Consider the following 24,196-nt stretch of genomic DNA (forward strand, 5'->3'; position numbering starts at 1 on the left):
GAATTATGAAATTTATTATAAAAAAAGTAATACCCGTTTTCTTTATAGTTGTTTTTGGTTTATTCAATGCTCAAAACACACCCGGTACACCCTGTTTTCCTGGTGAACCTTGTGATAAACCAGCTTCACCTATAGATATGCATGTTTATGTATTAGCAATCATTGCAATAATTACAATTGCTTTTTTCGCTAAGAAATACAAGACTCAAAAAATATAAAAATTATATTAAAATATTTGAAACTCTCTGATTAGTCAGGGAGTTTTTTTATTTTTACATGATAAATCGCTGTAAATGCCGAATCTTGGTTTTTTATGTATAGAATGCGATCATTACTATTAAAAAAGATTTAATATCTACATATGAAAAAGATATTTGTACTATCATCAATGTTGTGCGCATTTTCCTTACAAGCACAATTTTCAATTAATATTCAAACAGAGCCAGGATTTAATGAAAAGGAAGCAATTTTATATACCTTAAATGGTTCAAAAGATATTATTGTTACCAAAGAAAAAAATAAAAACAATGTTTGGACTTTCAAATATCCCAAAAACTATTCGGGAATGATGAAAGTATATTTTCCGACAACTAATAATTCGGTGAGTTTTATTTCTGAAAATAAAAACGTAAGCATTAAACTTGAAACAAAAGCCGATAAAATTCAGAATGTAATTTATCAAGATGAAGCTAATGAAGTAATGAGTAGTATCCAAGAAGGTTCTCAGAAAAAAGAATTAATTCTACCTGCGTTGGCCCAAATTAAAGAATATTATAAAGACAATACAGAATTCGGAAAAGCTTTGATTACTGAGATAGGGAAATTATCTGGTACAGCAAATGGTGTTGATCAGGCAAAACATCCGTTTGTCTACTATTATAATACAAATTACAATAAGTTTTTGTCTAATGATCCTGCAAAAAAAGTAACAAAAGAAGAAATTGTTAATTTCATCGATAAATCAAGCGATATGCTTGAGAGTTCGTCTTTACTAAGACCAATTCTTGTTTCTTACTTAAATGTGGGCGGAAATACAAATGTAGCTGCTTCAGTTGATACTTTAATTGATAAATTGAATGTAGAGACACCAAGAGGACAAACTGTTTTGTCAGAGTTGATCGACATTTTTGATGTGTATGATATGAGTGAATTTAAGACAAAATATCTTAAGCTTGCAAAAGATTTAAAGTGCACTATAAACGATCGTCTTGCATCAACGATTAAATCTAATGCAGATACTGATTTAGGAGCTGTTTTTCCGGCTTATAAATTCAATTCTGCAATAAACACCACTGCGAAATCAATTGCTGATGTAAAAGCGGATAAAAAAGTAATTGTTTTTTGGTCTTCAAGTTGTTCGCACTGCGAAAACGAATTACCTCAACTTTTGGCTAAATACAATGATTTAAAAACTAAGAATGTTCAGGTAATCGGTTTGTCTTTGGATACTGACAAAAGCGCATATACAACCAAAATTGCTGCATTTCCATGGGTCAATGATTCAGAATTGAAAGGTTGGAACAGTTCTTTTGCTGAACTTTACAATATTCATGCAACTCCTACATATTTTATTTTGGATGCTAACAATAAGATAATCAGCAAACCAAATCATGTTGGTGATGTTTTAGAATATTTAAAGGTAAAATAATTTTGGAGGTAAATAAATATTTTCTATATTTGCACCACCAAAAAGGCGAGGTAGCTCAGTTGGTTAGAGCGCAGGATTCATAACCCTGAGGTCACGGGTTCAATTCCCGTCTTCGCTACAATTTTAAACCACAGATTTATTCTGTGGTTTTTTTATTTCCAGTATTTGGGTTTAGTTTTTGATAAATTCCAATTCCAAATTTGATTTTTCAATCATTAATTTTCACTTAAAATCTCTTTTTGCATTATTTAATGTTTCGTTTGGAAGCATAATTTAATTTTAAACTCAAAAAATGGTGTTTCAAAAAAATAATTCACTATTCGGATAGGAGTTTTTTTTATTAAAAATGGTTAAAGTTTTTAATCTCAACCTCTTCCTATTGTTTTTAAATTATATTCTACTGTTTAAGAAATATTTTTACAATTTAATTCCTATAAATAGTATTTAGCGAATAATTGTAAATCTATATTTAGAGATAAATGAAAATTCAAAAAGTTTCAAATCATAAAATTTTCATAAAACTTGCATAAAAAATGATGTAGGATTTTGAAATTTAAAAAAATGTTGTACTTTTACAGTGCCTTGAATGAGGGAACAAGTCAAGGTAATAAATTTTTTTTCATCATTTGTGTTTTTAGAATCGTATCGCCTGATACGGTTCTTTTTTTTATTTAGACTTAGGATTACTGATGCTTTTATAGCGAACTAAAAGATCAATAAAGTACGAATAAGTAATCGAACCCTCCTGTTGATTGCTTTTCAAAAATAGATTATTGGTAAACCCGAAAAAGTCGTTAAGATAACCTTGATGTTCTGCTACGAATTTCCTTTCATTCAATCTGTCTCTTTTCATTCCGTTAGAATAATTTTCCAAAGCCATTTTTACAAACTTTTCATCCTCATAAACGATTGAATTAAGCAGACTTTTTAAAGTAAAATATTCGGTGCTGTATTTCAATTCCAAATTCTTAGAATCAACACCAATCAAATATCCAATAAAATTAGCTTCCTGTTCTCGAGCGAAACCAAATTGATGAGAACTTTCATGAGCTAAAGTAAAAGGCAAATAAGAAGACGGTAATTCAGCGTTAAATTGAGCTTCTGCCGTGAAAGGATTGTAGTATCCCAAAACCCCTGTAAAACTCATTATATTCTTAAATAAACTCGGTTTAAAGGAATCAATATTGTTGCTTTGTTTATCAGTAATAAAACTTGGAAGTATATTTTGTTGACTGAGAATTTCTTTTTGAATAGATTTCAAATCTTTAATAACGAAAACTCCATTTTTATCTTCTTGTACCAACTTTCTTGTTGCTTTAGCTTTTTCTAAGTATTCTAAAGTTAAAGTTTTTCTTTTTTCGAGTGTAATGTCAATCTTTGGGAGTTTTGCGATAATTGGTGTCTGAAAGTAAAGCATTCCCCAAAATATCTGATAGATGAAATAAGAGATATTTAAAACAACTAATATCCTGAGTAACGCGTTGCTTCTGGTTTTCTTTTTTATAAGTTTAATAATTAAATAGACCAATAAAATTCCTAACAAAATGTAAAGTAAATCTCCACATGAAAAAGGAATCCACGCAAATAATAACTGATGAACTTTCTTTTGGAGTTCAAATACATTTTCAAAAAAAGAAACGGCAAATTTCAGTTTTGAAAATATATAAAACGAAAGAAATTGGGCAAGTAAAATACCTGCCCAAAATCTCTTTTTTTTGTATGTTTTTGTAGTATTAATGACCACTTCCTTTTGAGATTTTGTCTAAATCGATTCCTTGGGATTTTAAAATTCCACTCACTCGAATTGCATAGAATGCAAGGTAAGCAAAACATAAAACTCCAACAGTATAACTCATGTGAATTGTCGTTAAATCTGCTACATATCCTTGAATAAGACTTACAATTCCACCTCCCATAATCATCATAATCAAAAGACCAGAACCTTGATTGGTGTATTTTCCAAGACCGTTGATTGCCAAAGCAAAAATACAAGGCCAAAGTGTAGAACAGAATAAACCAACACTTGTGAAAGCATAAACGGAAGTCATTCCTGTTGTAGACATTCCGATAAGTAGGGCTAAAATTCCAGCTACTGAGAAAATAAGTAACATTCTTGCTGGATTTCCTTTACTTATGATATCACAGATAATCATTGCAATAATAATTAATCCGTAAACATAAAACGGTTGTAGGTCATGCTTCGCAATTGCGTTTACCAAAAGGAAAACTCCAAATGCCAAATAAGGTGCTAAAAATCGTAATATTTTTTTGATTCCTGCATTAAAATCGAAAGCGTCTACTGCTCCTGTCCAACGACCAATCATCATCGATGCCCAATAAAGAGAAATGTAAGGTGCAACATCTTTAGTTTCAAATCCTAAATCTTTTTCCATATACGCAGGTAAATTACTCGCAGTAGAAACTTCTACACCTACATAAACGAAAATTGCAATCATTCCCAATATAAGCTGTGGAAACTGAAGTGCAGAAGTTTTTTCTCCCGGTTTTGAATCTTCAATTTTCTCAACATTCGTAGGAGTAATTGCAGGTAATGAAGAAAACTTCAACATAATTGCCACTAAAACAAACGCTGCTCCTAAAATAAGATAAGGAATTTTTACACTTTCAACGCTTATATCAGTACTTGCAGCAGTTGCAGATCCGAAAATCGCAAAAGAAACAATAAGAGGTCCGATTGTGGTTCCTAAATTGTTAATTCCTCCTGCCATTGTTAGTCTCTGAGAACCTGTTTCAGCAGGGCCAACTTCAATTGCTAAAGGGTTAGCCACAATTTGCTGAAGCGAGAATCCTAAACCAACAATAAATAATCCTGAAATCATTAGAGGGAAAGAATGCATATTTGCTGCAGGGTAAAAAAGTAAAGTTCCTGATGCTGAAATCAAAAGACCAACTATTAAACCATTTTTATAACCAATTTTATTGATTAAATCTTGTTTTAAGCCTTTAGAAACTGCCATGTAAATTAAAGAACCGACAGTATAAGCGACGTAAAAGCATATTTGTACCAACATACTTTCGGTCTGCGATAAATTAAATGCCTTTTTGAAAACAGGAATCAGAATGTCGTTACTTGCAGCGACGAATCCCCAGAAAAAGAATACAGTAACCAGTGGGATAAACTGTCCCCAATTAGTTTGTTTAGAATAGTTTGACATATTTGTTTTTAAAAAAATCTTAACAACAAATATATATTATTTCTTTGATTAACTGTGTTCTGCCAAAGTTTTTTTTATTGTCTCAAAAGCTGACAATTTTAAATCTTTTGGATAATTGGTCGGTTCTAGAATATCGTTGAAAAAAACCTTTACTTTTCCGGGATAACCTTTAGAATTATCAAACGGAAACATTTCCTTTAAACCTATAAAAGTGAAAACCGCAATAGGAGAGTTGTGTTTTGAGGAAAGTGTAAATGCACCGTCTTTAAATTCATCCAAAACAATTGAAGTATCATTCGGCACTCCACCTTCCGGAAAAAGTACAATACTGTTGCCTTCTTCCATTTTTTCGGCGCATCTTCTATAGACATCGGCGCGACTTCTCGCACTTTTTCGGTCCACCATCACACAGATTCTTTTGTAAACCGTTCCGAAAATAGGGATTTTCACCAATTCTTTTTTTCCAACATAACAAAGAGGATGATTTGGAAATAAAATACACGGCAGCATAATATCCATAATCGAAGTATGATTGGAAATCACAACATACTGTCTGTTTTTATCGATTTTTTTGTCGGTGAGATTAATGAGTTCGTATCGTAACCCCATTCCGAAAAACATTCCGTAGCACCAGATTCTGATGAGTTTATAAGCGTATCTGTAATTTTTTTTGTTAAAAGACAAAATGTAAACAGGTATTCCCAAAACAATTGTCAGAACAAATGCTAAAATGAAAAGCCAGAATCTCCAGAGGTAATTTAAAATTGTAGTCACAAATCAACCGTTAAATATTACTTTTTTCTTTACCGAATAATTAAGAATGGAAACCAATAAAATTGCGGCAATCTTGCTGATCATTTCCGGACTCAAGGTATAAAAAATTAAATCAATATTATCTTTAAATATAAAACTGTAAAAAACTTGGAAGAAACTTAAACTTAATATGGTAGAAATAATAGATACAACCATAAAATAAGCAAACTCTTTTCGCTTGGAATGTTTTCCTCTTTCAAAAACAAACCAGATGCTCAGGAAATAATTAAATAAGATTCCGCAGCTTGTCGATAAAATATTACTTAGAGGATAATGGATCCCGTGAAAGTTCTGCTCCTGAGAAATAGCTTGTGGAAGATAAGTGCTGAAGATTTTGAAACTCCCGATTTCCACAATCGCACTGAGTCCGCCTGCAATGATAAAAAGTAATACCTGTTTGTGGCGTAGAAGTAGTGTTCTCATTAATTTTAATAATACGCAAATTTATAACTATATGTTAAACAGTGAAAAAAGTTGTTAATTTTTTTTTTCGTGTTGAAATAATTTCTAAATTTAATTTTCAGAACGAAAGAAACTGTACCTGATAAAAAACTCATTTTCAACTTTTTCTGTTGATGGTCTTTCTATCTTGTAATGCTTGATGAAAAGTACCTGCTCAAGTTTTTTTAAACCACATTAATCTAAATATTTGTATGAAATCTCAAAACAAATACAGAAAATTTCAGCTTCAGCAACAAAATATTGAAGCTTTAGAAAAAGAAAATACTCGTTTCAAAAGAGTGTATTCCGAGTATGAAAATATGTCAGACGAACTTTGGAATCTGGAAAATTCAAACGATACTCCTGTTCCGGATGACTTCATTAATGCAATGATGGTACAGACTTCTTATCTTGAAGAAGAGATAGAAGACTGGTTGATACAGTTTAACCAAAATAAATCTGAAATTAAAAGCTAATTTCACGACTTACATTTACAGTACTCAAAAAGAGAGCTGAAAAATTATCAGCCCTCTTTTTTGTATATAATATTCTATGTAATTATTTTATTTTAGATTTCAAATATTCTACTTCTTCTTTTAAATCTTTAATTTGTTGCTCGTAAACATCAATTAATTTTTTTGAAACTTCTGAATATTCGTAATAAATGTTATCATTGTCAATAGCTTGATACCCTGTTCCATTCTCACGTATTTCTTGATTAAAATTTTTTTGCGAATTTATTTCTAAAAACTCATCTAAAGGGGTTTCTAAAATTTTAGAAATATCAACTAATCTTTCTACAGTAAGTTTTGTTTCGCCAGTTTCAATCTTTCTGTAAGCTGAAGTGCTGAGATCTAAATCATGAGCCATATTCTCATAAGAAAACCCTTTTTTACTGCGAATTTCAGCAATCTTTTTTATAATCTTTTCCATAATAGTGAAAATATTTTTCGTAAAAGTAAATATTTTTCCGTAAAAGTAAGTTGTGCACTACAGAATTTATTTTATTATTGCAGAGATAATTAAATTTAAACACAACAATTAATGAAGAAAAATCTATTTCTCAGGCTCTGCCTAATTCTTATGGTCGCAATCACTGCTTACTCCTGCAGGACAGACCAGTTTCCGGAAAAGGAAGCTTACAACAATAGCTCAAAATTCCAGCTTACTTCAAAAAGGATTTCGCTGAATGAAAGTAAGCACAAGAGTATACTTCTTACCGAAATTGAAAAGGCAGAAGCTGGTCTTAAAAATTCTAAAACCAATATAAGCGGAAAGTTAATCGATTACGGCAACGGAGTTTCTATAGATACCGATGATGTGATCTATATTGAGAACGGCCCAAATTTTCACACCTATACTTTTTAAAATCAAAAGAGAGAATGCCCCGGAAACTGCACCTCTGGAAAATCTTTTGCTTATACCGACCGCAGACGGAAGTTATAAAGAATTTTTGGTAACCTACAATCTCACTCCTCAGGAAAGAGAAAAAGTAAGAAACGGAGAGCCAGTAAATACCAAAGGAAAAACTACGATTACCGAACTGGCAGACGGAACGTTCAATTCCGGTGGTCAACTTGCAAAATCTACAATGGTATGCGGATGGAGCAATAGTGTACACTGGGCTCGTTGTTCAGATGGAATACATGGTGAATCTACTTATGGTTCTTGTCAATTTGTTGGTGATTTCGTAGACAATGCAGGTAATCCCGGTTTTCCACCTTATCCGTATCTTGTCAGCACCTACAGTTGTGTGGAACAGGTAGACGAGACATTAATGCCTACAGATCCCGGAGTTGGCGGTGGCGGTGGCGGAGGACCCGCAGGAAATGGTCCTGATGAATGTACAACAGTGGCCAATAATCCTGGTGAAGTAGGTATCATCGATGAAAACGGTTGTCATGTTGGTGGGGCTACACAGCCGAATGATACAAGACCAAAGCAGAAGTATCCTTGTGAGCAATTGGAATCTTTGGGAGGAAAGCAATATTTTAAAAATAGGATGGATCAACTTAAGAATAATGTGGACAGCGGAACACAAGAGTATGGTTTTGCACTGCATGACAATATTAATACACCTATCTCTTATTTATTGATGGGGTCTGGTCAAAGTAATAGTAATACCATTGATTTTAGTACATATTACAGTGGTTTATCAAACGATATGGCAAATTCACTTTATGGTAATGCTCATAATCATTTAGCAAATGACTCCACGCATGTCGGAATATTTCCTCCTGACGATCTAGCCTTACTATCATTATTTGGCATTATAGAAACGCTTCCTCAAAGTACTTTTTATAATCCTATACCTAAGAAGGCTGTTATTTATCTTATTACGGATAAGGGACTTTTTGCATTGAAAATTACTAATTTGCAAAAACTTAAAGCTTATGTGATAAAATATGCTAATATGTTGAAAACTGGAGAATCAGCAAATTATTTAAAAGAAATGTTCCAGGATGAAGATGGATATAATATTCAGCATGATTCTACACACGATGAATTAGTCACAGGATTTTTAAGATTTATTGTAGATGAAGATATTGGTATTGATTTGTATGAAGGAGATAAAGATACTTATCAAAGTTGGAAAAAACTAGAACTCTTAGATAACGGGAATGGTAACTTTAGCTTTAACGAAATACCGTGCAACCTTTAAAAAAAACTTTATGAAAAACAGTATAAAATTATTTTTATTAATCATTCTTAATACGTTTAATTGTAAAAGCCAAACTATTATTGTAAGAGGTGAGAATAATGGTATTTTACCTCAAGGATTTAAAAATACAGGACAATATTACTATAAAGATATACATAATTATCTTGACAATTTTACGGGAACTTGGGAATATGTAAATGGTAATGAAAAATTTCAGATTATTTTGGCTAAAATAATAAAGCACCATACAAATATGCCAAACATTAAATTGAATTTTTATGAGGATGGTATTGCTATAAGTTATAAAAAATATGTAAATGGGAATCTTGTATATACTTCTCCTGTTACTAATATGCCAACTCTTAGTACTAATGATGGAGAAAAACTTGAGGGATATATGACAGATTATGGAAGAGTAACCGTACAGGTAGATTGGCCTACGATTGCTAATTTGGGCGTTCGACTTGAGGGAGGAATAAATTTCAGACCTGATTGTATTATTGAAAAAATGCCACCATTGCCAAAACAACCGGAAAGAATTAAATTTAAATTATATTTAAAAAGCATAACTGGACATATGGGTGACGCACATAATAATCCTGCATACAATGGATTACCAAAGTTTAGCATTCCTAATATGGTAGTGATGAAAAAAGTTCCATAAAATATTAATTGCTTTTACATGACTAATCAAAAAAATGCCAATCTGAGGAAATTGATTAATGTTGTGATAACATTATATCTTCTGATAATCATTTCATGTACGAATGCTAAAGAAATAGTTGGGGAATATAGCCGAAGTGACAACTATAGCAAATGTATTTTAGATCTAAAATCTAATAATACTTATCTATATGGTTGCTATTCTCATTTGCTTGGAGACAATTGTTCGTATGGTACATGGAAAATTAGAAAAAATACAATGTATTTTATGCCCAAATTACTCTATGATACCATAAGACTAAAAAACAAAGACACATTAATTATATCAAGCAACTATCCACCTGAATTGATCAATCGAAAAGATACAGAGAATTACAATAATTTGATGTATTTAGCACAATCACAACTCGGATTATTCTCGCAGAATATAAGCTACATTTTTCCTCAAAAAAATTAGTAAAAAAGAAAAACCGATTGTATCAATTTAACGATAAAGGAGAAATTACAAATGAATTTTTCGCCAAATAAAACAAATTGGTTGGTATGTTAAAATGTTTTTATTTATCACTTACGCATATTGTTTTTCTCAAAATTATTTTGAAAAGATTGTGCTTGTACACTCTAATCAAAAAGAAAATTAATTCATAAAAGAAAATCCTGAAGAAATAAATGTTATTTGTAGTTATTTTTATAATAATAGTAATTGTATTACTACTGATAGGGATTTTTTTTATAATAATTCTGGGAATATCTGTTGATAGATTTATTAAAGGTGATAAAACTGTTGGTTACTTTTTTCTTGGTATATTTTTATTTTTTATAGTATTTGCAGTATTTCTGTTGTTGAATAAAAACACTCCTAAGCAGTCTTTTACAAGTAATGAAGCAAAAGAGATATTAAAAAAAGAAAAAATTATTCTAAATGATAGTATTTCATTTAAAAGTCATAAGTATGAAAATGATTTGTATTTCTATCGACTTCAGTTTAAGATAGAAATATCAGATAGTGATTACAAAAGACTATTAAATAAAGAATTGCATGAGGAATATATTCTACAAGATTATACAAAAGAGGGAATGCAAACACATGACACTTTAAAAATAAGTTTATCTGGTAATATTTTAAGCTTCTACAAAGCTCAATACGATACACATAATTAAACTAGTATTTACTAAAACCGCAGAAATTTTCTGCGGTTTGTTTTTATTTGAAAAATTTTTCTAATTTTACTTTAATAAAAAATACAAATTATGTCAAAAAATGAAACTGGGCATGCAAAAAATATTGCAAATGCCAATTTATTATGCACACACCTTATTGAGCTTGGTGTTAAATATAATCCAAGCAATCAAAAATTACTTCTTACAAATCTTCAGAACATTTATAATAATGCATTCACACATCAGGAAACAGTAAATAATTCTGTTGCTCCTTATTCTCTTGCAGTAGATCATAGAGAAAAGCTTTTTGCACCGGTAAGTAAAAAAATTACCAAATTAAGAAAAATGTATAAAGCTACAGAAGGTGTTACAGTGGCTCAGCTGGAAGATTTTATGACCATTGCAAGAAAGCTGAAAGGGATTAAAAAAGTTAGTCCTTCCGTTACTACAGATCCAAACGAAGAAAAAAATCAGATTTCCGCTTCACAAATGAGCTATGATCAACGTACAAATAATTATGATTTATTGATTTCGTTATTAGAAAGCACTCCAGGTTACACTCCTAACGAGACAGAATACCAGGTTGCAACACTTAAACAGGAAAAAACGGATATGTTACAGGCAACACAATCGGTATCAGATTTTTTTATTCCTTTAAATACAGCCCGTACAGTAAGAAATAATGCCGTTTACAATTCAGAAGATAATCTGGTAGATACTTTCAATAAAGCCAAAGATTATTTGTTCACCATTCTTGATGGGAACTCACTAGAGTACAAGGCAATCTCAAAAATTAAATTTAAAAAGCAATAAGAGCTACATCAAAAATAAATAAAGCTTATGCAAAAATGCATAAGCTTTATTGTGAAATAAACTGAGATTAATTCTAAAGTAAATAATGGGTAATTTAAAATATAACATATCATTGTAAAAATAAAAAAGATATACTCTAGACTAATCGGAGGATAATCCAAAATATATAAGACATCCGCACATTTGCAAATAATATATCTCATGCTAATAATCGCTTATTTTAAAAGATAAATTCATAATTTAGCACTCTTAAAATTAGAATTATGGTTGCTATTGTTGATAGTGGTTCTACTAAATCTGACTGGGTAATTTTGGATGACTTTAAAAATGTCTTCCTAAAGACAGAAACCATTGGTTTCAACCCAAACTTTATCAGCAAAGAGCTTATTGTACCCGAAATCGAAAAAAACAAAAGTTTACAGTCGGTAAAAAATTCAATTACCAAGATATTTTTCTATGGTTCAGGATGTGGTGTGAAACAAAACTGCCAAACGATTGAAGAAGAAATAGGGAAAGTTTTTACCAATGCAAAAATCGTTGTAAAAGAAGACCTTTATGCTGCTGCTTATGCTGCTTATAATGGTAAACCGACTATTGTTTGTATCTTAGGAACAGGCTCAAACTCATGTTATTTCGACGGAGAAAATTTAAGTATAAAACTTCCTTCATTAGGTTATCTTATGGGTGACGAAGGAAGCGGAAGTGCTATTGGAAAACAATTGGTACGCAGATTCTTTATGCAGAAACTTCCCCAAGATTTACATCTCGAATTTAAAGAAACTTACGGCTTGACGATTGATGAAGCATTGAAAAATATGTACCACACGACAAGACCAAATGCTTACTTAGCAGATTTCAATAAATTTGTGGTCGAAAGAAAAGATCATCCTTATTTCCAGGAAATGGTTTTGGAAGAGATGAAAAATTTCTTCGATTATCAGGTTCTTCCTTATGAAGAATCCCAAAATGCTGAGATTAATTTCATCGGTTCTATTGCTTATTATTACGAAAATATTTTACGTTCTGCAGCGTCAGAACTCAATTTGAATGTGGGACACATTGTACAGAAGCCAATCGAAAGCTTGGTTGATTACCACATTAAATATATACTTTAAAAAAAGAAAATTCTATGTCAAGTAAAACTCACCGCGACGAAAAAAACTTTAGTCAGGCAGCGTTAGATTATCATAAAGCAGAGCCAAAAGGAAAAATTGAAGTAATTCCTTCAAAACCACACTCATCGCAGAGAGATTTGTCTTTGGCTTATTCTCCAGGAGTTGCGGTTCCGTGTATGGAAATCCATCACAACCCTGAAACGGTTTATGATTATACAGGAAAAGGAAATTTAGTAGCGGTTATTTCAAACGGAACGGCAGTTCTTGGTTTGGGAGACATCGGTGCTGAAGCTTCTAAACCTGTAATGGAAGGAAAAGGTCTTTTGTTTAAAATCTTTGCAGACATTAATGTTTTTGATATTGAAATTGACGAAAAAGATCCTGATAAATTTATTCAGATTGTAAAAGGAATTGCTCCAACTTTTGGCGGAATCAACCTTGAAGATATCAAAGCTCCTGAAGCTTTTTATATTGAACAAAAATTAAAGGAAGAATTAGATATTCCTTTGATGCATGATGATCAGCACGGGACAGCAATTATTTCTGCAGCAGCATTAATCAATTCACTTCAGATTGCCAATAAGAATATCGGAGAAGTGAAAATGGTGGTGAATGGAGCGGGAGCAGCGGCTGTAGCTTGTACCAATCTTTATATTTCTTTAGGTTTAAAAAGAGAAAATGTATTGATGTGTGATAGTAAAGGCGTAATCAACCATAAAAGAGAGAATCTTACACCTGAAAAAATAGATTTTATTGCTCAGACGGATATTGATACTTTAGAAGATGCCGTAAAAGGTTCTGATGTTTTCATCGGTTTGTCTAAAGGAAATGTGATGACACCGGAAATGTTGAGCAGCATGAATGAGAACCCGATTGTTTTTGCATTAGCAAATCCAGATCCTGAGATTGCTTACGATTTGGCACTTTCTACAAGAAAGGATGTGATTATGGCGACGGGAAGAAGTGATTATCCTAATCAGGTGAACAATGTTCTTGGTTTTCCATATATTTTCCGTGGAGCATTGGATGTTCAGGCAAAAGGAATTAATGAAGAAATGAAATTGGCAGCAGTTCATGCAATTGCAGATTTGGCTAAAGAACCGGTTCCTGAAGCAGTAATTTTGGCTTATAATGTTAAAAATTTACAGTTTGGTAGAGAATATTTTATTCCGAAACCATTTGATAACAGATTAATTACTAAAGTATCAAGTGCAGTTGCAAAAGCAGCTATTGAAAGCGGAGTTGCAAGAAAGACTATTGCAGATTTCGACGAATACGAAACTCAGCTTCTCGACAGAATGGGAAGAGATGAGAAATTGGTGAGAATGATGCAAAACCGTGCAAAGGCAAATCCGAAAAGAATTACTTTAGGAAATGCTGAAGAATATAATGTTCTGAAAGCTGCACAGATTTTATATGAAGAAGGAATTGCTCATCCTATTCTTTTAGGGGACAAAAAATATGTGAAAGAACAAATGGAACGTTTCGGAATCAACATTGATGTTCCGATTATCGATCCTAGTGATGACGATCAGAAAGAAAACAGAAAAAAATACAGAGAAACACTTTGGAAACTTCGTCAGAGAAAAGGGATGAACGAGTACAAGGCAAAAAGATACGTTCGCCAGAGAGATTATTTTGGTCCTTTAATGTTGAAGCATGGTGATACAGACGGATTAATTATTGGTTTTTCTAAAAATTATGTTTCTACTTTAAGACCTGTTTTAGAAGTAATCGAAAAAGATAAAGGCGTTGATAAAGTGGCGGCAATGATGATGATTTTGTCTGAAAAGAAACCTATTTTCTTTGCAGATACTTCAATCAATCAAAATCCTTCTGCTGAAGATTTGGTAAATATTGCTAAAATGGCTGAACACACCGTGAAATCATTTGCGATTGAACCAAGAATTGCGATGTTAGGTTTTGAAAACTTTGCAGCAATTTCCGATACTTCCAAAAAAGTAGCGAAAGCGGTAAGCATTCTACACGAGAAATTCCCTAAAATGGTTGTGGATGGAGAAATTCAGCCTGACTTTGCAATGAATGCAGATCATTTAAGTGATTATCCGTTCTCAAAATTAGGAACAACTCCTGCAAATACATTTATTTTCCCAAATCTTGAATCGGCAAACCTATCTTACAAGATTATCAGAGGAATGAAGGTTGCACAAGTAATCGGACCAATTTTAATGGGACTAAAACAACCGGTTCATGTTTTACAAATGCGTTCAAGTGTTGATGAGATTGTAAACTTAGCAACAGTTGCAGTTTTGGATGCTCAGAGAAGAGAAAGTAAAAAATAAAAATCCCAAAGGGACGACTTACTAAAGCATAGGATAAAATCCTATCAATAAAATAAATTTAAAAAGTCGGTCAAGAATTGATAAGATTCTGCCCGACTTTATTTGTTTAAAAATAAATGTCTTAAGGTCTTGTTGAAAACGTACGTACGTTTTACTAAAAAGATACGTATGTTTTGAATAAAAGGTAAGGTAGTTTTAAATGAAACGTCCGTATCTTTTAAAGTTACTCTTTAGTATGACAATGTTTTAAGACTTTTTTAGTTTAAAATCTAGCCCTAAAATCACAATAAACAGATAACTCTAATTTTTTTTTGAACTTATCTATTTTTACGTTAATTCATTGTCTTTATAATGACAAAAAAAGTTAAATATCATTCTTATGTTAAATGAATTTATTACTTAGTTTAAATTACTATATTTGGAAGTTATAAAAATTAATAATGATATTTTCTTTACAGGGCATCGTTCAGGAGCTTACCCCGACTTACGCAGTAATCAACGTAAACGGAGTAGGATATTACGTCGGAATCAGCCTCATGACTTCTCAAAAACTTACTTTAAATAAAGAAACCTTTCTTTTCATTCAGCAGATCATTCGTGAAGATGCACATCTGCTTTTTGGTTTTAACACTCGTTTGGAAAAAGAAATGTTTAATCTCTTAATAAGCGTTAATGGTGTAGGTGCTGTTTCTGCTCTTATTTTATTGTCTACTTTAAGCCTTGATGAGATTGCTTCGGCAATACTTTCCGGTAACAGCGTTCTCATTCAAAAAGCAAAAGGAATCGGAGCAAAAACTGCCGAAAGAATTATTGTTGATCTGAAGGATAAAGTGCAAAAATTCAGCAACCCAGAAGAAAATATTTCTTTGGCTGTAAATAATAAAGTCAAGGAAGAATCGTTATCTGCATTAGAAGTTTTGGGGATTCCTAAAAGGTCTAGCGAGAAAATTGCTGACCGTTTTTTAAAGCAAAATCCAGATATTTCTGTAGAAGAATTAGTAAAACAAATCTTAAAAAACATTTAACATTTGGTGAAAAATAATAAGTTTCTCAGCATCTATATATTCTTGTCGTTTTTATTCTGTTCGGTCAATACTTTCGGACAGCAAGAAAATCAGCAAGGTTTTTCTATAAAGAAAAATTACGAAGTTACAGACCCTACCTATTACGAAGCGTATTACGATATCAAAACCGGGATGTACTATGTATATCCTAAAATTGGTAATACAATTACCGGACCAGGTGTTGCAATGTCTCCCGAAGATTATAAAGAGTTTATGCTTGCAGAGCAGTCTAAAGCTTTTTATAGAGATAAATCTGAACGTTACAATTTAATGTTCAGAAAAGATAAAACGGACGCTGCAAAAAGAGGTTTAATTCCTTCATTAACGATTAACAACAGACTTTTCGAATCTATTTTTGGAAGTAATAAGATTGAAATTATTCCTTCCGGATATGCTTCATTTGATTTTGCAGGGCTTTATCAGAAGATTGATAACCCAATGATTTTGCCTCAGAACAGAACGAGTTTTACATTTGATATTGACCAAAGGATTCAGTTAGGTTTAATTGGAAAAGTGGGTGAAAACTTACAGTTGAAAGCCAATTACGATACTCAGAGTGGTTTTGCTTTTGAAAACAGAATGAATTTGGTTTGGCAGTCAAAAGGAACATGGAAAGATCTTCAGACAAAAGGTTTGAACGATGTTGATAAACCGAATTCAGGAGGTGAAGATAAAATCATCAAAAGAATTGAGTTTGGTAACGTAAATATGCCGCTTTCTACAAGTTTAATTCGTGGTTCGGAGTCTCTATTTGGGGTGAAAACTGAGTTTCAGTTAGGTAAAACTTTCGGAACAGTCGTGCTTTCTCAGCAACAGGGTGAAGCCCGAAATATTGTTGTACAAGGAGGTGGAACGATGAATACTTTTAAAGTTAATGCTTTAGATTATGATGAAAACCAGCATTATTTTATAGGACAATACTTCTTAAATAATTACGATACTGCTTTACAAAATTATCCTCAGATTAATTCAAGAATCAGCATTTCTAGAATGGAAGTTTGGGTTTTAGATCAGGGGAATTCAAATTTAGCTTATCAAAAGAGTTTAATAGGAATAAGAGATTTAGGTGAAGGTCTTTCGGGATTACCAGATAATTCACAGAATGGATTGTATCAACAAGTAAATTCAGCAATTGGAACTCCAAGAGAACAAGGGAAAAATTACCTACCAAATTTCCAAGGACAAACTTTTGCAGGAAGTACACAGCCTTATGATAACGGAGAGCAATTTGTACTGACTACAAAAGCAAGAAGAATGGATGCAGGTGAATATACCTTTCATCCGCAATTGGGTTATATCTCTTTGAATCAAAAATTAAATGATAATCAGCTTTTAGCGGTTTCATATTCATATACGGTTAACGGAACCAATCAGGTTTATAAAGTAGGGGAGTTTTCTGAGGAAAGTCCTGTTTTGGTAACAAAACTTCTAAGACCAAACAATAAAGTAAACGTTCAGTCTCCAATGTGGAATCTAATGATGAAGAACTTTTATTCTTTAGATGCTGCACAGGTTGATCGCGACGGATTTATTTTAAATGTTTATTATCGTGATGCAAAAACAGGAGGTAAGGTCAATTATCTTCCTGGGACACCTGTTGAAGGAACCAACTTATTGAAGTTGTTTAACTGGGATCGTCTAAACGTGAATGGTGATTTACAAAGCAATAACGGAGTTTTAGGTGATGGTGTTTTCGATTTTGTAGAAGGTATTACAATCAGAAAAGATCAGGGTAGAATTATGTTTACCAAAGTACAGCCTTTCGGAAGCTATATGGCTGGTTTGGTAGGAAATAACCCTCAATATGTATTCTCAGATTTATATACACAACAAAAACAAGTAGCAAGCCAAAGTAATCTTTCTCAACGTTATACGATGGAAGGTCGTTACAAAGGAGCTCAAGGACAGGGAATTTCTTTGGGTGCAGTAAACGTTCCTCAAGGTTCGGTTAAAGTTTCTGCAAATGGAGTGCAACTTACAGAAGGTATTGATTATACGGTTGATTATATGCTCGGAACTGTTACCATTATTAATGAAACAGTAAAACAATCGGGTCAGGCAATTAATATAGCATTAGAAAATCAGTTGACTTTTAATACACAGAGAAAGAGATTTTTAGGTTTAAATTTAGAAAGAAGAGTCAGCGAAAACTTTATTTTCGGTGGAACTGTTGTTAATTATTCTGAATCTCCGCTAACTCAAAAGGTTAATTACGGTCAGGAAGCTGTAAACAATACAATGGCGGGAGTAAATATGATGTATAACAATCAACTCCCTTTCCTGACAAGATTAACAGACAAAATTCCAGGTATTAATACGGAGGCTCCTTCTAACTTAAATTTTAAAATGGAAGCGGCTTATTTAATTCCGGGAATCAATAAAGGAACAAATGACCAATCCTACATCGATGATTTTGAACAAACGACTGCCAAAATTTCATTAAAAGAACCTACAGCTTGGAGCTTAGCTTCTAAGCCTGAGAAAAGTCAAAGTAATCCACTTTTTGCCGGAGCCGGAGCTAATGATAATTTAACAAATGGATTTGGTAGAGGTTTGTTATCATGGTATAATATTGATCCGAGATTTTGGGGAGTAGGAGGAAGAGCCCCGCAGGGAATTACTGCTGCTTCAGTTTCCAATCACGCTTCGAGACGTGTACAATTCACGGAAATTTTCAACAACAGAGATTTTGTAGCGGGAGAACAAACCTTCACCAATACTTTTGATATTTCTTATTTCCCTCAGGAAAAAGGTCCTTATAATGCAAATCCTGCAACTGAAACTACTCAGCAAAGATGGGCGGGAATTATGAGACCGATAAGTGTTTCAAATTTCATTAATTCTAATATTGAATATGTAGAATTTTGGATGATGGATCCTTATGCAGATGGAAATACTTTAGGTACAAGCCCAAAACTACTTTTACATTTAGGAAATGTTTCAGAAGATGTTCTTAAGGATGGACTGATGCAATACGAAAATGGTTTACCGACAGGAGGTTCTCCATCAACTACAACGACATCAAACTGGGGAGTGCAGCCAAAGCAGCCACCAATTTTATATGCTTTCTCAACGGAAGGAGCAGACAGGACTGCACAGGATTTAGGATATGACGGTTTAAGCTCTGACCAGGAATCTGCGAGATTTGGAACAACTTTTATCAATCCTGTAACCAATCTTTCCGATCCTGCAATTGATGACTTTGTATTCTACTTGTCTGATAAATTTACAGGAAGTCAAGCTGCATCAATTGTGCAGAGATATAAATATTTCAGAGGCCCGGAAGGAAACTCGCAGAGTAATTCATTGGAAGTTGCTACACAAACTCCGGATGCAGAAGATATTAATAAAGATTATAATTTAGATCAGAGTGAAAGCTATAACGAATATATTGTCGACCTGGATCCTGCAAGTTTAGTAACGGGAACAAGTAACTATATTGTTGATCAAAAAACAGTAACGGCAACTTTTCAAGATGGTAGAACTGATGATGTAAAATGGTATTTATTCAGAATTCCTGTATCTGATTACGATTCTGGTAAGCCTAATTTGGGAGGTGAAAAAAATCCTGCAATTCTGAATAATGTAAGATTTGCAAGGTTAATGTTAACCGGTTTTGATCAGGCATCAACTTTGAGATTTGGAACTATGGACTTGATCAGATCAGATTGGAGACGATATACCAACCGAATTGCTAGTCCGACTATACCATCAGATCAAGAAGGTGTAGGAGTTGATTCTGGAACAGCACAATTAGAAGTCGGAAGTGTGAATATAGAAGAGAATGCATTAAATCAGCCTCCTTACGTACTTCCTCCGGGAATCGACAGACAGGTTCTTAGTGGAAATGCGGGGGCACAAAGACAAAATGAATCTTCACTGTATTTAAAAGCAACTAATATTACAAATCAAGCTAAAGGAGTATTTAAAAATACCTCTTTGGATATGAGAAGATATAAGAAACTGAAATTATTTGTTCATGGTCAAAATTTAAATGATCCTATATCTTCTGCATATGATCCCAACACAAAATTCTTTATAAGATTCGGTAGTGATGCTACAGATAACTATTATGAATATGAATCTTCAGTTAAGTTTACCTCTAATACAGCTAGAACTCCATTAGAAATATGGCCTGCAGAAAACGAAGTGGATTTTAATATTCAGGATTTTGTAGATGCAAAAATAAGAAGAGATAGACAATTTCCTGGTGATATTATTGCCAGAAGAAAAGATGCACAATTTGGTGATAATAATAAAGGAATCTTCATAAAGGGTAGACCTTCATTAGGAAGCATTACTACTATTATGATTGGGGTAAGAAATGTTGGGACTAGTCGTGAAACTCCAACAGATCTTGTTCTTTGGGTAAACGAAATCCGTCTTTCTGAGATTGAAAACGATGGAGGTTATGCAGGAAATGCAAGTTTAAATTTCAACTTAGGAGATTTTGCTACCGTTAATACAAGTGCTTCCTATTCATCAGTTGGTTTTGGAAATATAGATTCTAAACCGGCAGAAAGAAGTCAGGCGACTCAGTCTGCTTTCAGTATTAATACGGCTGTGAATGTAGATAAATTTTTACCTGAGAAAACGGGAATGAAAATTCCGGTGAACTATTCTTACTCGCAAACCATCGAAGATCCGAAGTACAATCCTTTAGATACTGATGTTGAATTTAGCAAAGCTGCAAACAGAGAAGAACTGAAAAAAGTGGCAAGAACGTATACTCAGCAAAGAAGTATCGGGGTTGTCAATATGCATAAAGAAAGGGTGAAACCAAACAGTAAGCCTAAATTTTATGACGTAGAAAACCTTTCATTGACTGCCGTTTATAATGACGATCATTACCGTGATATTTATACCAAGAAAAACTACAGACAGTATTTCAGAGGATATTTGGATTACAATTATACTTTTAAACCTTGGGTTGTAAAGCCTTTCAATAAAATGATTAGTGATACCGCTAAATCAACAAAATATTTGAGATGGATAAAGGAGTTTAACATTAATCCGGTTCCTACAAGATTGTCTTTCAGAACTGAGCTTGACAGAAATTACAACGAGCTTGAATTTAGAAATATCGATGCAATTTTAAGCGGAAATCTTAATGATGACTTTGCTGCTTTGAAAAACAGAAACTTCTATTTCGGATGGCAGTATGGTTTAGGATTTAATTTTACCAAATCTTTAAAACTTGAAATCAATTCAGCAACAAGAACATTAAATGATCAGGTTGATGTAAATACAATGGATAATTCTTCGATTTTTGGAAATATTTTCAGAGCTGGAAGACCTGTTTTATATAACCACCGAGTTCAGTTGAATTATAAATTACCGTTCCAATATCTTCCTTATTTAGATTTTATTGATGCAGAGTTAGGTTACGGATTTACTTATAACTGGAATGCAAGATCTACTGCACTTCTTAGAAGTCCGGAAGGAAGTTTAGGTTCAATCGGGCAGAATACCAATATTATTTCAGCAAATGCGACTGCCGATCTTCCGAAGTTCTTTGGTCAGTTTAGTTATTTCAAAAAAATGTCGACTACGCTTCAAAAACGTAAGCAAGAACAAGATTCATTGAATAATGCTTACACACAGGCTTGGGAGAAAAACAGATATGCATTTAAAAAGTATAAGTTTAAAAACAAACTTTCTATTTTGCAAAGCGCAGCATTTGTTTTAACTTCTATGAAGCAATTGAATGTAACGTACACAGAAAACAACGGAACAGTTCTTCCGGGTCTACTTTCTGCACCAAACGGTTATGGTTACGGTCAGACTTTGGGAGGTCCTTCTTTAGGTTTCCTTTTTGGTTCGCAGGCTGACGTGAGAAGATTGGTAATGGAAAGAGGTTGGGTAAGCGATTCGCCTTATATGATTGATCCTTATATAAAGATGTCGACGCGGGAACTCAGAGCAGATTTACAGGTCTCCCCGATGAATGATTTTAATATTAATTTTAATATTTTACAAACCTATAACAGGAATTTTTCTCATACAGGATTTAATTATGTCGATCAGCAGACAGGATTTGCAAACCCAAATCTTACATTTGCGAGTGATATGGTATCTTATTCGAATACAGTAGTCTTGCTAAATTCTTCCTTTAAAGAAAGTCCGGCAATTTTTGATGCGATCCGAGCTAATGCAAAACTCGTGTCTCAACAATTGGGAGGTACTTTAAATGCGGATGGATATACAGATGGACATAGTATTTCAAATGCGTATGTTTTAATTCCGGCATTCCGAGCTGCGATGGAAGGGAAAAATCCTGAAACAATGGGGAATGCTAAAAAGGCTGGATTCCCGATTCCGAACTGGAGAATTATTTATTCAGGTTTAAGAAATGTTCCTATAATCAACGGACAGTTCTCTAAGTTTGATATTTTGCACAGTTATAGCGCAACTTATACAGCAACCGGAGTTCAGTCGAATATTGATTATTTTAACATTTCAAATGATGTTGAAAATTCTCAAAGAGATGTAAACAATAACTACATCAATCCTTACACATTCTCTCAGGTAAGTTATACAGAATCATTCTCACCACTTATCGGAGTTGATGTTACCATGAGAAATAATATGCAGTTTGGTATTCAGTATAATAAAATGCGTACAATGATTCTTGGTTTGGTTAATCATTCTCTTACTGAAGATTCTAATACAGAATATGTAGTAAGATTGGGTTATATCGTAAGAAACTTCAGACTAGGAACGAATAATCAAAGAGGAGCAAGAGCGAAAGGCTCGGATCTGAATATCCGAGGTGATATTTCGCTTCGAGACAGCCGTACAAGCATCATGAATATTTTATTGAATGATTCTCAGGTAACTGGCGGACAAAGATTAATGAATATTAAACTTTCTGCCGATTACAATGTTTCAGAAAACCTTAATTTAAGAGTATTTTACGAACAGATGACTTCGAAATACAAAATCTCAACGGCATTCCCGTTATCAACCATCAGAGCAGGATTATCTGCAACATTCACTTTTGGTGATTCCGGTGGCTTATAAATAAACAAATCAAATCCCTTTCGAAAAAGAAAGGGATTTTTTATTTCACAGCTATTGGATTATAGGATTTTAATTATTATCTTCGGTAGGTAATAATAATTAATTTAAATCAGAACGAAAGATGCGCAGTATTGTGTGTCTTTTGTTTTTTTTCTGAGAGATAAATTTTAATCTACACTATATATAAATTGAACTATAAACTTGTTTAAAGTTTTTCTTTGAGTATATCTCTATTTTGAATAAATTTGCTAACATTAAAAAAAGAAAGAAAAATGAATACACCATCAGAATTAAAGTACACTAAAGACCACGAGTGGGTAAAAATCGAAGGTAACGTTGCTACAATTGGTATCACAGACTTTGCACAAGGAGAGTTGGGAGACATCGTTTATGTAGATGTAGATACAGTAGATGACGATATCAATGGTGGAGATGTTTTCGGAAGTGTTGAAGCGGTAAAAACGGTTTCAGATTTATTCTTGCCAATTTCAGGGAAAGTAACAGAGTTTAATTCTGCTTTAGAAGATCAGCCGGAATTACTAAATACAGATCCTTATGGAAACGGATGGATCATCAAATTGGAAATTGCAGAAGATGCGGATCACTCAGAATTGCTTTCAGCTGAAGAATACCAAGCAATCATTGGATAAAATTTCAAAAATATTTATAAAGATACTGCCCATTTATTGGGCATTTCTTACTTATATGCTCCTGCGTCCCGGAGTCGAAAACCACGAATATTTCTTTATGTTCGACGGTATTGACAAAGCTTTGCACTTGAGCATTTTTGCAGCATTAGGTTTTTGCTTTATTGCTGCCTTTCCTAAAATCAAATTTTCTTATTTTTTTCAGATTATACTTATTTATGCATTCCTCACCGAAATACTTCAGGAAGAAATGAAACTCGGCAGATCCATGGAAACTCTAGATATTGTAGCTGATACTATTGGTTGTTTAATCGGATACTATATATATAAGATACTCATCAAACGTTTTTTCTAATTTTTGTACTGAGACTCTCATTGCGTTAATAAAACAACATTATGATCTCGAAAATTATTCTTAAAAATATTTTACCTCAGAAATTTCTGGGGTATTTTTTTGGAGCTTAATCCCGCTCTCCACTATATCTTTTGCTCTTCGTTCCTCATCACAAAAGGATGCCGTTTCGATCGGGGCTATGGAATTGGGTTTGCGACAGATTTGGTAATTTTAATTCAAGATCGGTGATTACATATTCTACACTTATAATATTACATGAATATCTCATAGGCAATATTTGAGTCAGGATGAGGCTTGTTATTGAGAGCTTAT

The 24,196-nt window shown here is 33.0% G+C and carries 20 protein-coding genes and 1 tRNA gene; 16 read left to right on the forward strand and 5 right to left on the reverse strand.

Annotated elements, in window-relative coordinates:
* Positions 1-5: 5 nt before the first annotated feature.
* The 3 genes from OF897_RS18785 (at position 6) to OF897_RS18795 (ending at position 1,766) form a co-directional block, all read left to right on the forward strand.
* A complete protein-coding gene (locus OF897_RS18785) occupies positions 6-218 on the forward strand; it encodes a signal peptidase (protein ID WP_267267206.1) in 213 nt (70 codons plus the stop codon).
* 143 nt (positions 219-361) lie between these two features.
* Positions 362-1,648, forward strand: a complete 1,287-nt coding sequence (locus OF897_RS18790) for a peroxiredoxin family protein (RefSeq protein WP_267267207.1) — start codon at positions 362-364, stop codon at positions 1,646-1,648.
* A 44-nt stretch (positions 1,649-1,692) separates the two neighbouring features.
* Positions 1,693-1,766: transfer RNA gene (locus tag OF897_RS18795), tRNA-Met, on the forward strand.
* 549 nt (positions 1,767-2,315) lie between these two features.
* On the opposite strand, the gene OF897_RS18800 is transcribed toward OF897_RS18795, so the two are convergent.
* Genes OF897_RS18800 through OF897_RS18815 form a run of 4 tightly spaced genes read right to left on the reverse strand, consistent with a single transcriptional unit; the run spans position 2,316 to position 6,060 of the window.
* Complete coding sequence (locus OF897_RS18800; RefSeq protein WP_267267208.1) at positions 2,316-3,392, reverse strand: DUF3810 domain-containing protein; 1,077 nt, start codon at positions 3,390-3,392, stop codon at positions 2,316-2,318.
* Entirely contained in the window at positions 3,382-4,824 is a 1,443-nt protein-coding gene (locus OF897_RS18805) for a sugar MFS transporter (protein WP_267267209.1), read from the reverse strand. Before OF897_RS18805 ends, OF897_RS18800 begins: the two co-directional genes overlap by 11 nt.
* A 48-nt stretch (positions 4,825-4,872) precedes the next feature.
* Complete coding sequence (locus OF897_RS18810; RefSeq protein WP_267267210.1) at positions 4,873-5,598, reverse strand: lysophospholipid acyltransferase family protein; 726 nt, start codon at positions 5,596-5,598, stop codon at positions 4,873-4,875.
* Between the two features lie 3 nt (positions 5,599-5,601).
* Positions 5,602-6,060: a GtrA family protein gene (locus OF897_RS18815; RefSeq protein WP_267267211.1), complete on the reverse strand. Its 459-nt coding sequence runs from the start codon at positions 6,058-6,060 to the stop codon at positions 5,602-5,604.
* 230 nt (positions 6,061-6,290) lie between these two features.
* Between OF897_RS18815 and OF897_RS18820 the strand changes: the two genes are divergently transcribed.
* Positions 6,291-6,554 (forward strand): hypothetical protein, encoded by a 264-nt coding sequence (locus tag OF897_RS18820; RefSeq protein ID WP_267267212.1) that lies wholly within the window; start codon positions 6,291-6,293, stop codon positions 6,552-6,554.
* Positions 6,555-6,636: 82 nt separating this feature from the next.
* Here OF897_RS18820 and OF897_RS18825 read toward each other — a convergent pair whose 3' ends face one another.
* Positions 6,637-7,011 (reverse strand): helix-turn-helix domain-containing protein, encoded by a 375-nt coding sequence (locus OF897_RS18825; RefSeq protein WP_267267213.1) that lies wholly within the window; start codon positions 7,009-7,011, stop codon positions 6,637-6,639.
* 111 nt (positions 7,012-7,122) lie between these two features.
* On the opposite strand from OF897_RS18825, the gene OF897_RS18830 reads away from it, so the two are divergent.
* From OF897_RS18830 to OF897_RS18885, 12 genes are all read left to right on the forward strand, one after another.
* The gene (locus OF897_RS18830; RefSeq protein WP_267267214.1) at positions 7,123-7,446 is read left to right on the forward strand and encodes a hypothetical protein; all 324 of its coding nucleotides are present in this window, start codon (positions 7,123-7,125) and stop codon (positions 7,444-7,446) included.
* Positions 7,409-8,740: a hypothetical protein gene (locus OF897_RS18835; RefSeq protein ID WP_267267215.1), complete on the forward strand. Its 1,332-nt coding sequence runs from the start codon at positions 7,409-7,411 to the stop codon at positions 8,738-8,740. The genes OF897_RS18830 and OF897_RS18835 overlap by 38 nt, the downstream gene beginning before the upstream one ends.
* Positions 8,741-8,750: 10 nt before the next feature.
* A complete protein-coding gene (locus tag OF897_RS18840) occupies positions 8,751-9,404 on the forward strand; it encodes a DUF6705 family protein (RefSeq protein ID WP_267267216.1) in 654 nt (217 codons plus the stop codon).
* An 18-nt stretch (positions 9,405-9,422) separates the two neighbouring features.
* A complete protein-coding gene (locus tag OF897_RS18845) occupies positions 9,423-9,860 on the forward strand; it encodes a hypothetical protein (protein WP_267267217.1) in 438 nt (145 codons plus the stop codon).
* 212 nt (positions 9,861-10,072) lie between these two features.
* Positions 10,073-10,564 (forward strand): hypothetical protein, encoded by a 492-nt coding sequence (locus tag OF897_RS18850; RefSeq protein ID WP_267267218.1) that lies wholly within the window; start codon positions 10,073-10,075, stop codon positions 10,562-10,564.
* A 90-nt stretch (positions 10,565-10,654) separates the two neighbouring features.
* Entirely contained in the window at positions 10,655-11,377 is a 723-nt protein-coding gene (locus OF897_RS18855; RefSeq protein WP_267267219.1) for a hypothetical protein, read from the forward strand.
* A gap of 263 nt (positions 11,378-11,640) precedes the next feature.
* Positions 11,641-12,492 (forward strand): ATPase, encoded by an 852-nt coding sequence (locus OF897_RS18860; protein ID WP_267267220.1) that lies wholly within the window; start codon positions 11,641-11,643, stop codon positions 12,490-12,492.
* 14 nt (positions 12,493-12,506) lie between these two features.
* Positions 12,507-14,795 carry an NADP-dependent malic enzyme gene (locus tag OF897_RS18865; RefSeq protein ID WP_267267221.1) on the forward strand — a complete coding sequence of 763 codons (2,289 nt, stop codon included), beginning with the start codon at positions 12,507-12,509 and terminating at the stop codon, positions 14,793-14,795.
* A 440-nt stretch (positions 14,796-15,235) separates the two neighbouring features.
* On the forward strand, positions 15,236-15,820 hold the full coding sequence (gene ruvA / locus OF897_RS18870) for a Holliday junction branch migration protein RuvA (protein WP_267267222.1): 585 nt from the start codon (positions 15,236-15,238) through the stop codon (positions 15,818-15,820).
* A gap of 6 nt (positions 15,821-15,826) precedes the next feature.
* Positions 15,827-22,882: a T9SS outer membrane translocon Sov/SprA gene (gene sov / locus OF897_RS18875; protein WP_267267223.1), complete on the forward strand. Its 7,056-nt coding sequence runs from the start codon at positions 15,827-15,829 to the stop codon at positions 22,880-22,882.
* A 272-nt stretch (positions 22,883-23,154) separates the two neighbouring features.
* Positions 23,155-23,532: a glycine cleavage system protein GcvH gene (gene gcvH / locus OF897_RS18880; RefSeq protein ID WP_267267224.1), complete on the forward strand. Its 378-nt coding sequence runs from the start codon at positions 23,155-23,157 to the stop codon at positions 23,530-23,532.
* On the forward strand, positions 23,477-23,884 hold the full coding sequence (locus OF897_RS18885; protein WP_407648349.1) for a VanZ family protein: 408 nt from the start codon (positions 23,477-23,479) through the stop codon (positions 23,882-23,884). Before gcvH ends, OF897_RS18885 begins: the two co-directional genes overlap by 56 nt.
* Positions 23,885-24,196 lie beyond the last annotated feature (312 nt).

Source organism: Chryseobacterium formosum, from assembly GCF_026460885.1.
Taxonomy (GTDB): Bacteria; Bacteroidota; Bacteroidia; order Flavobacteriales; family Weeksellaceae; genus Chryseobacterium; species Chryseobacterium formosus.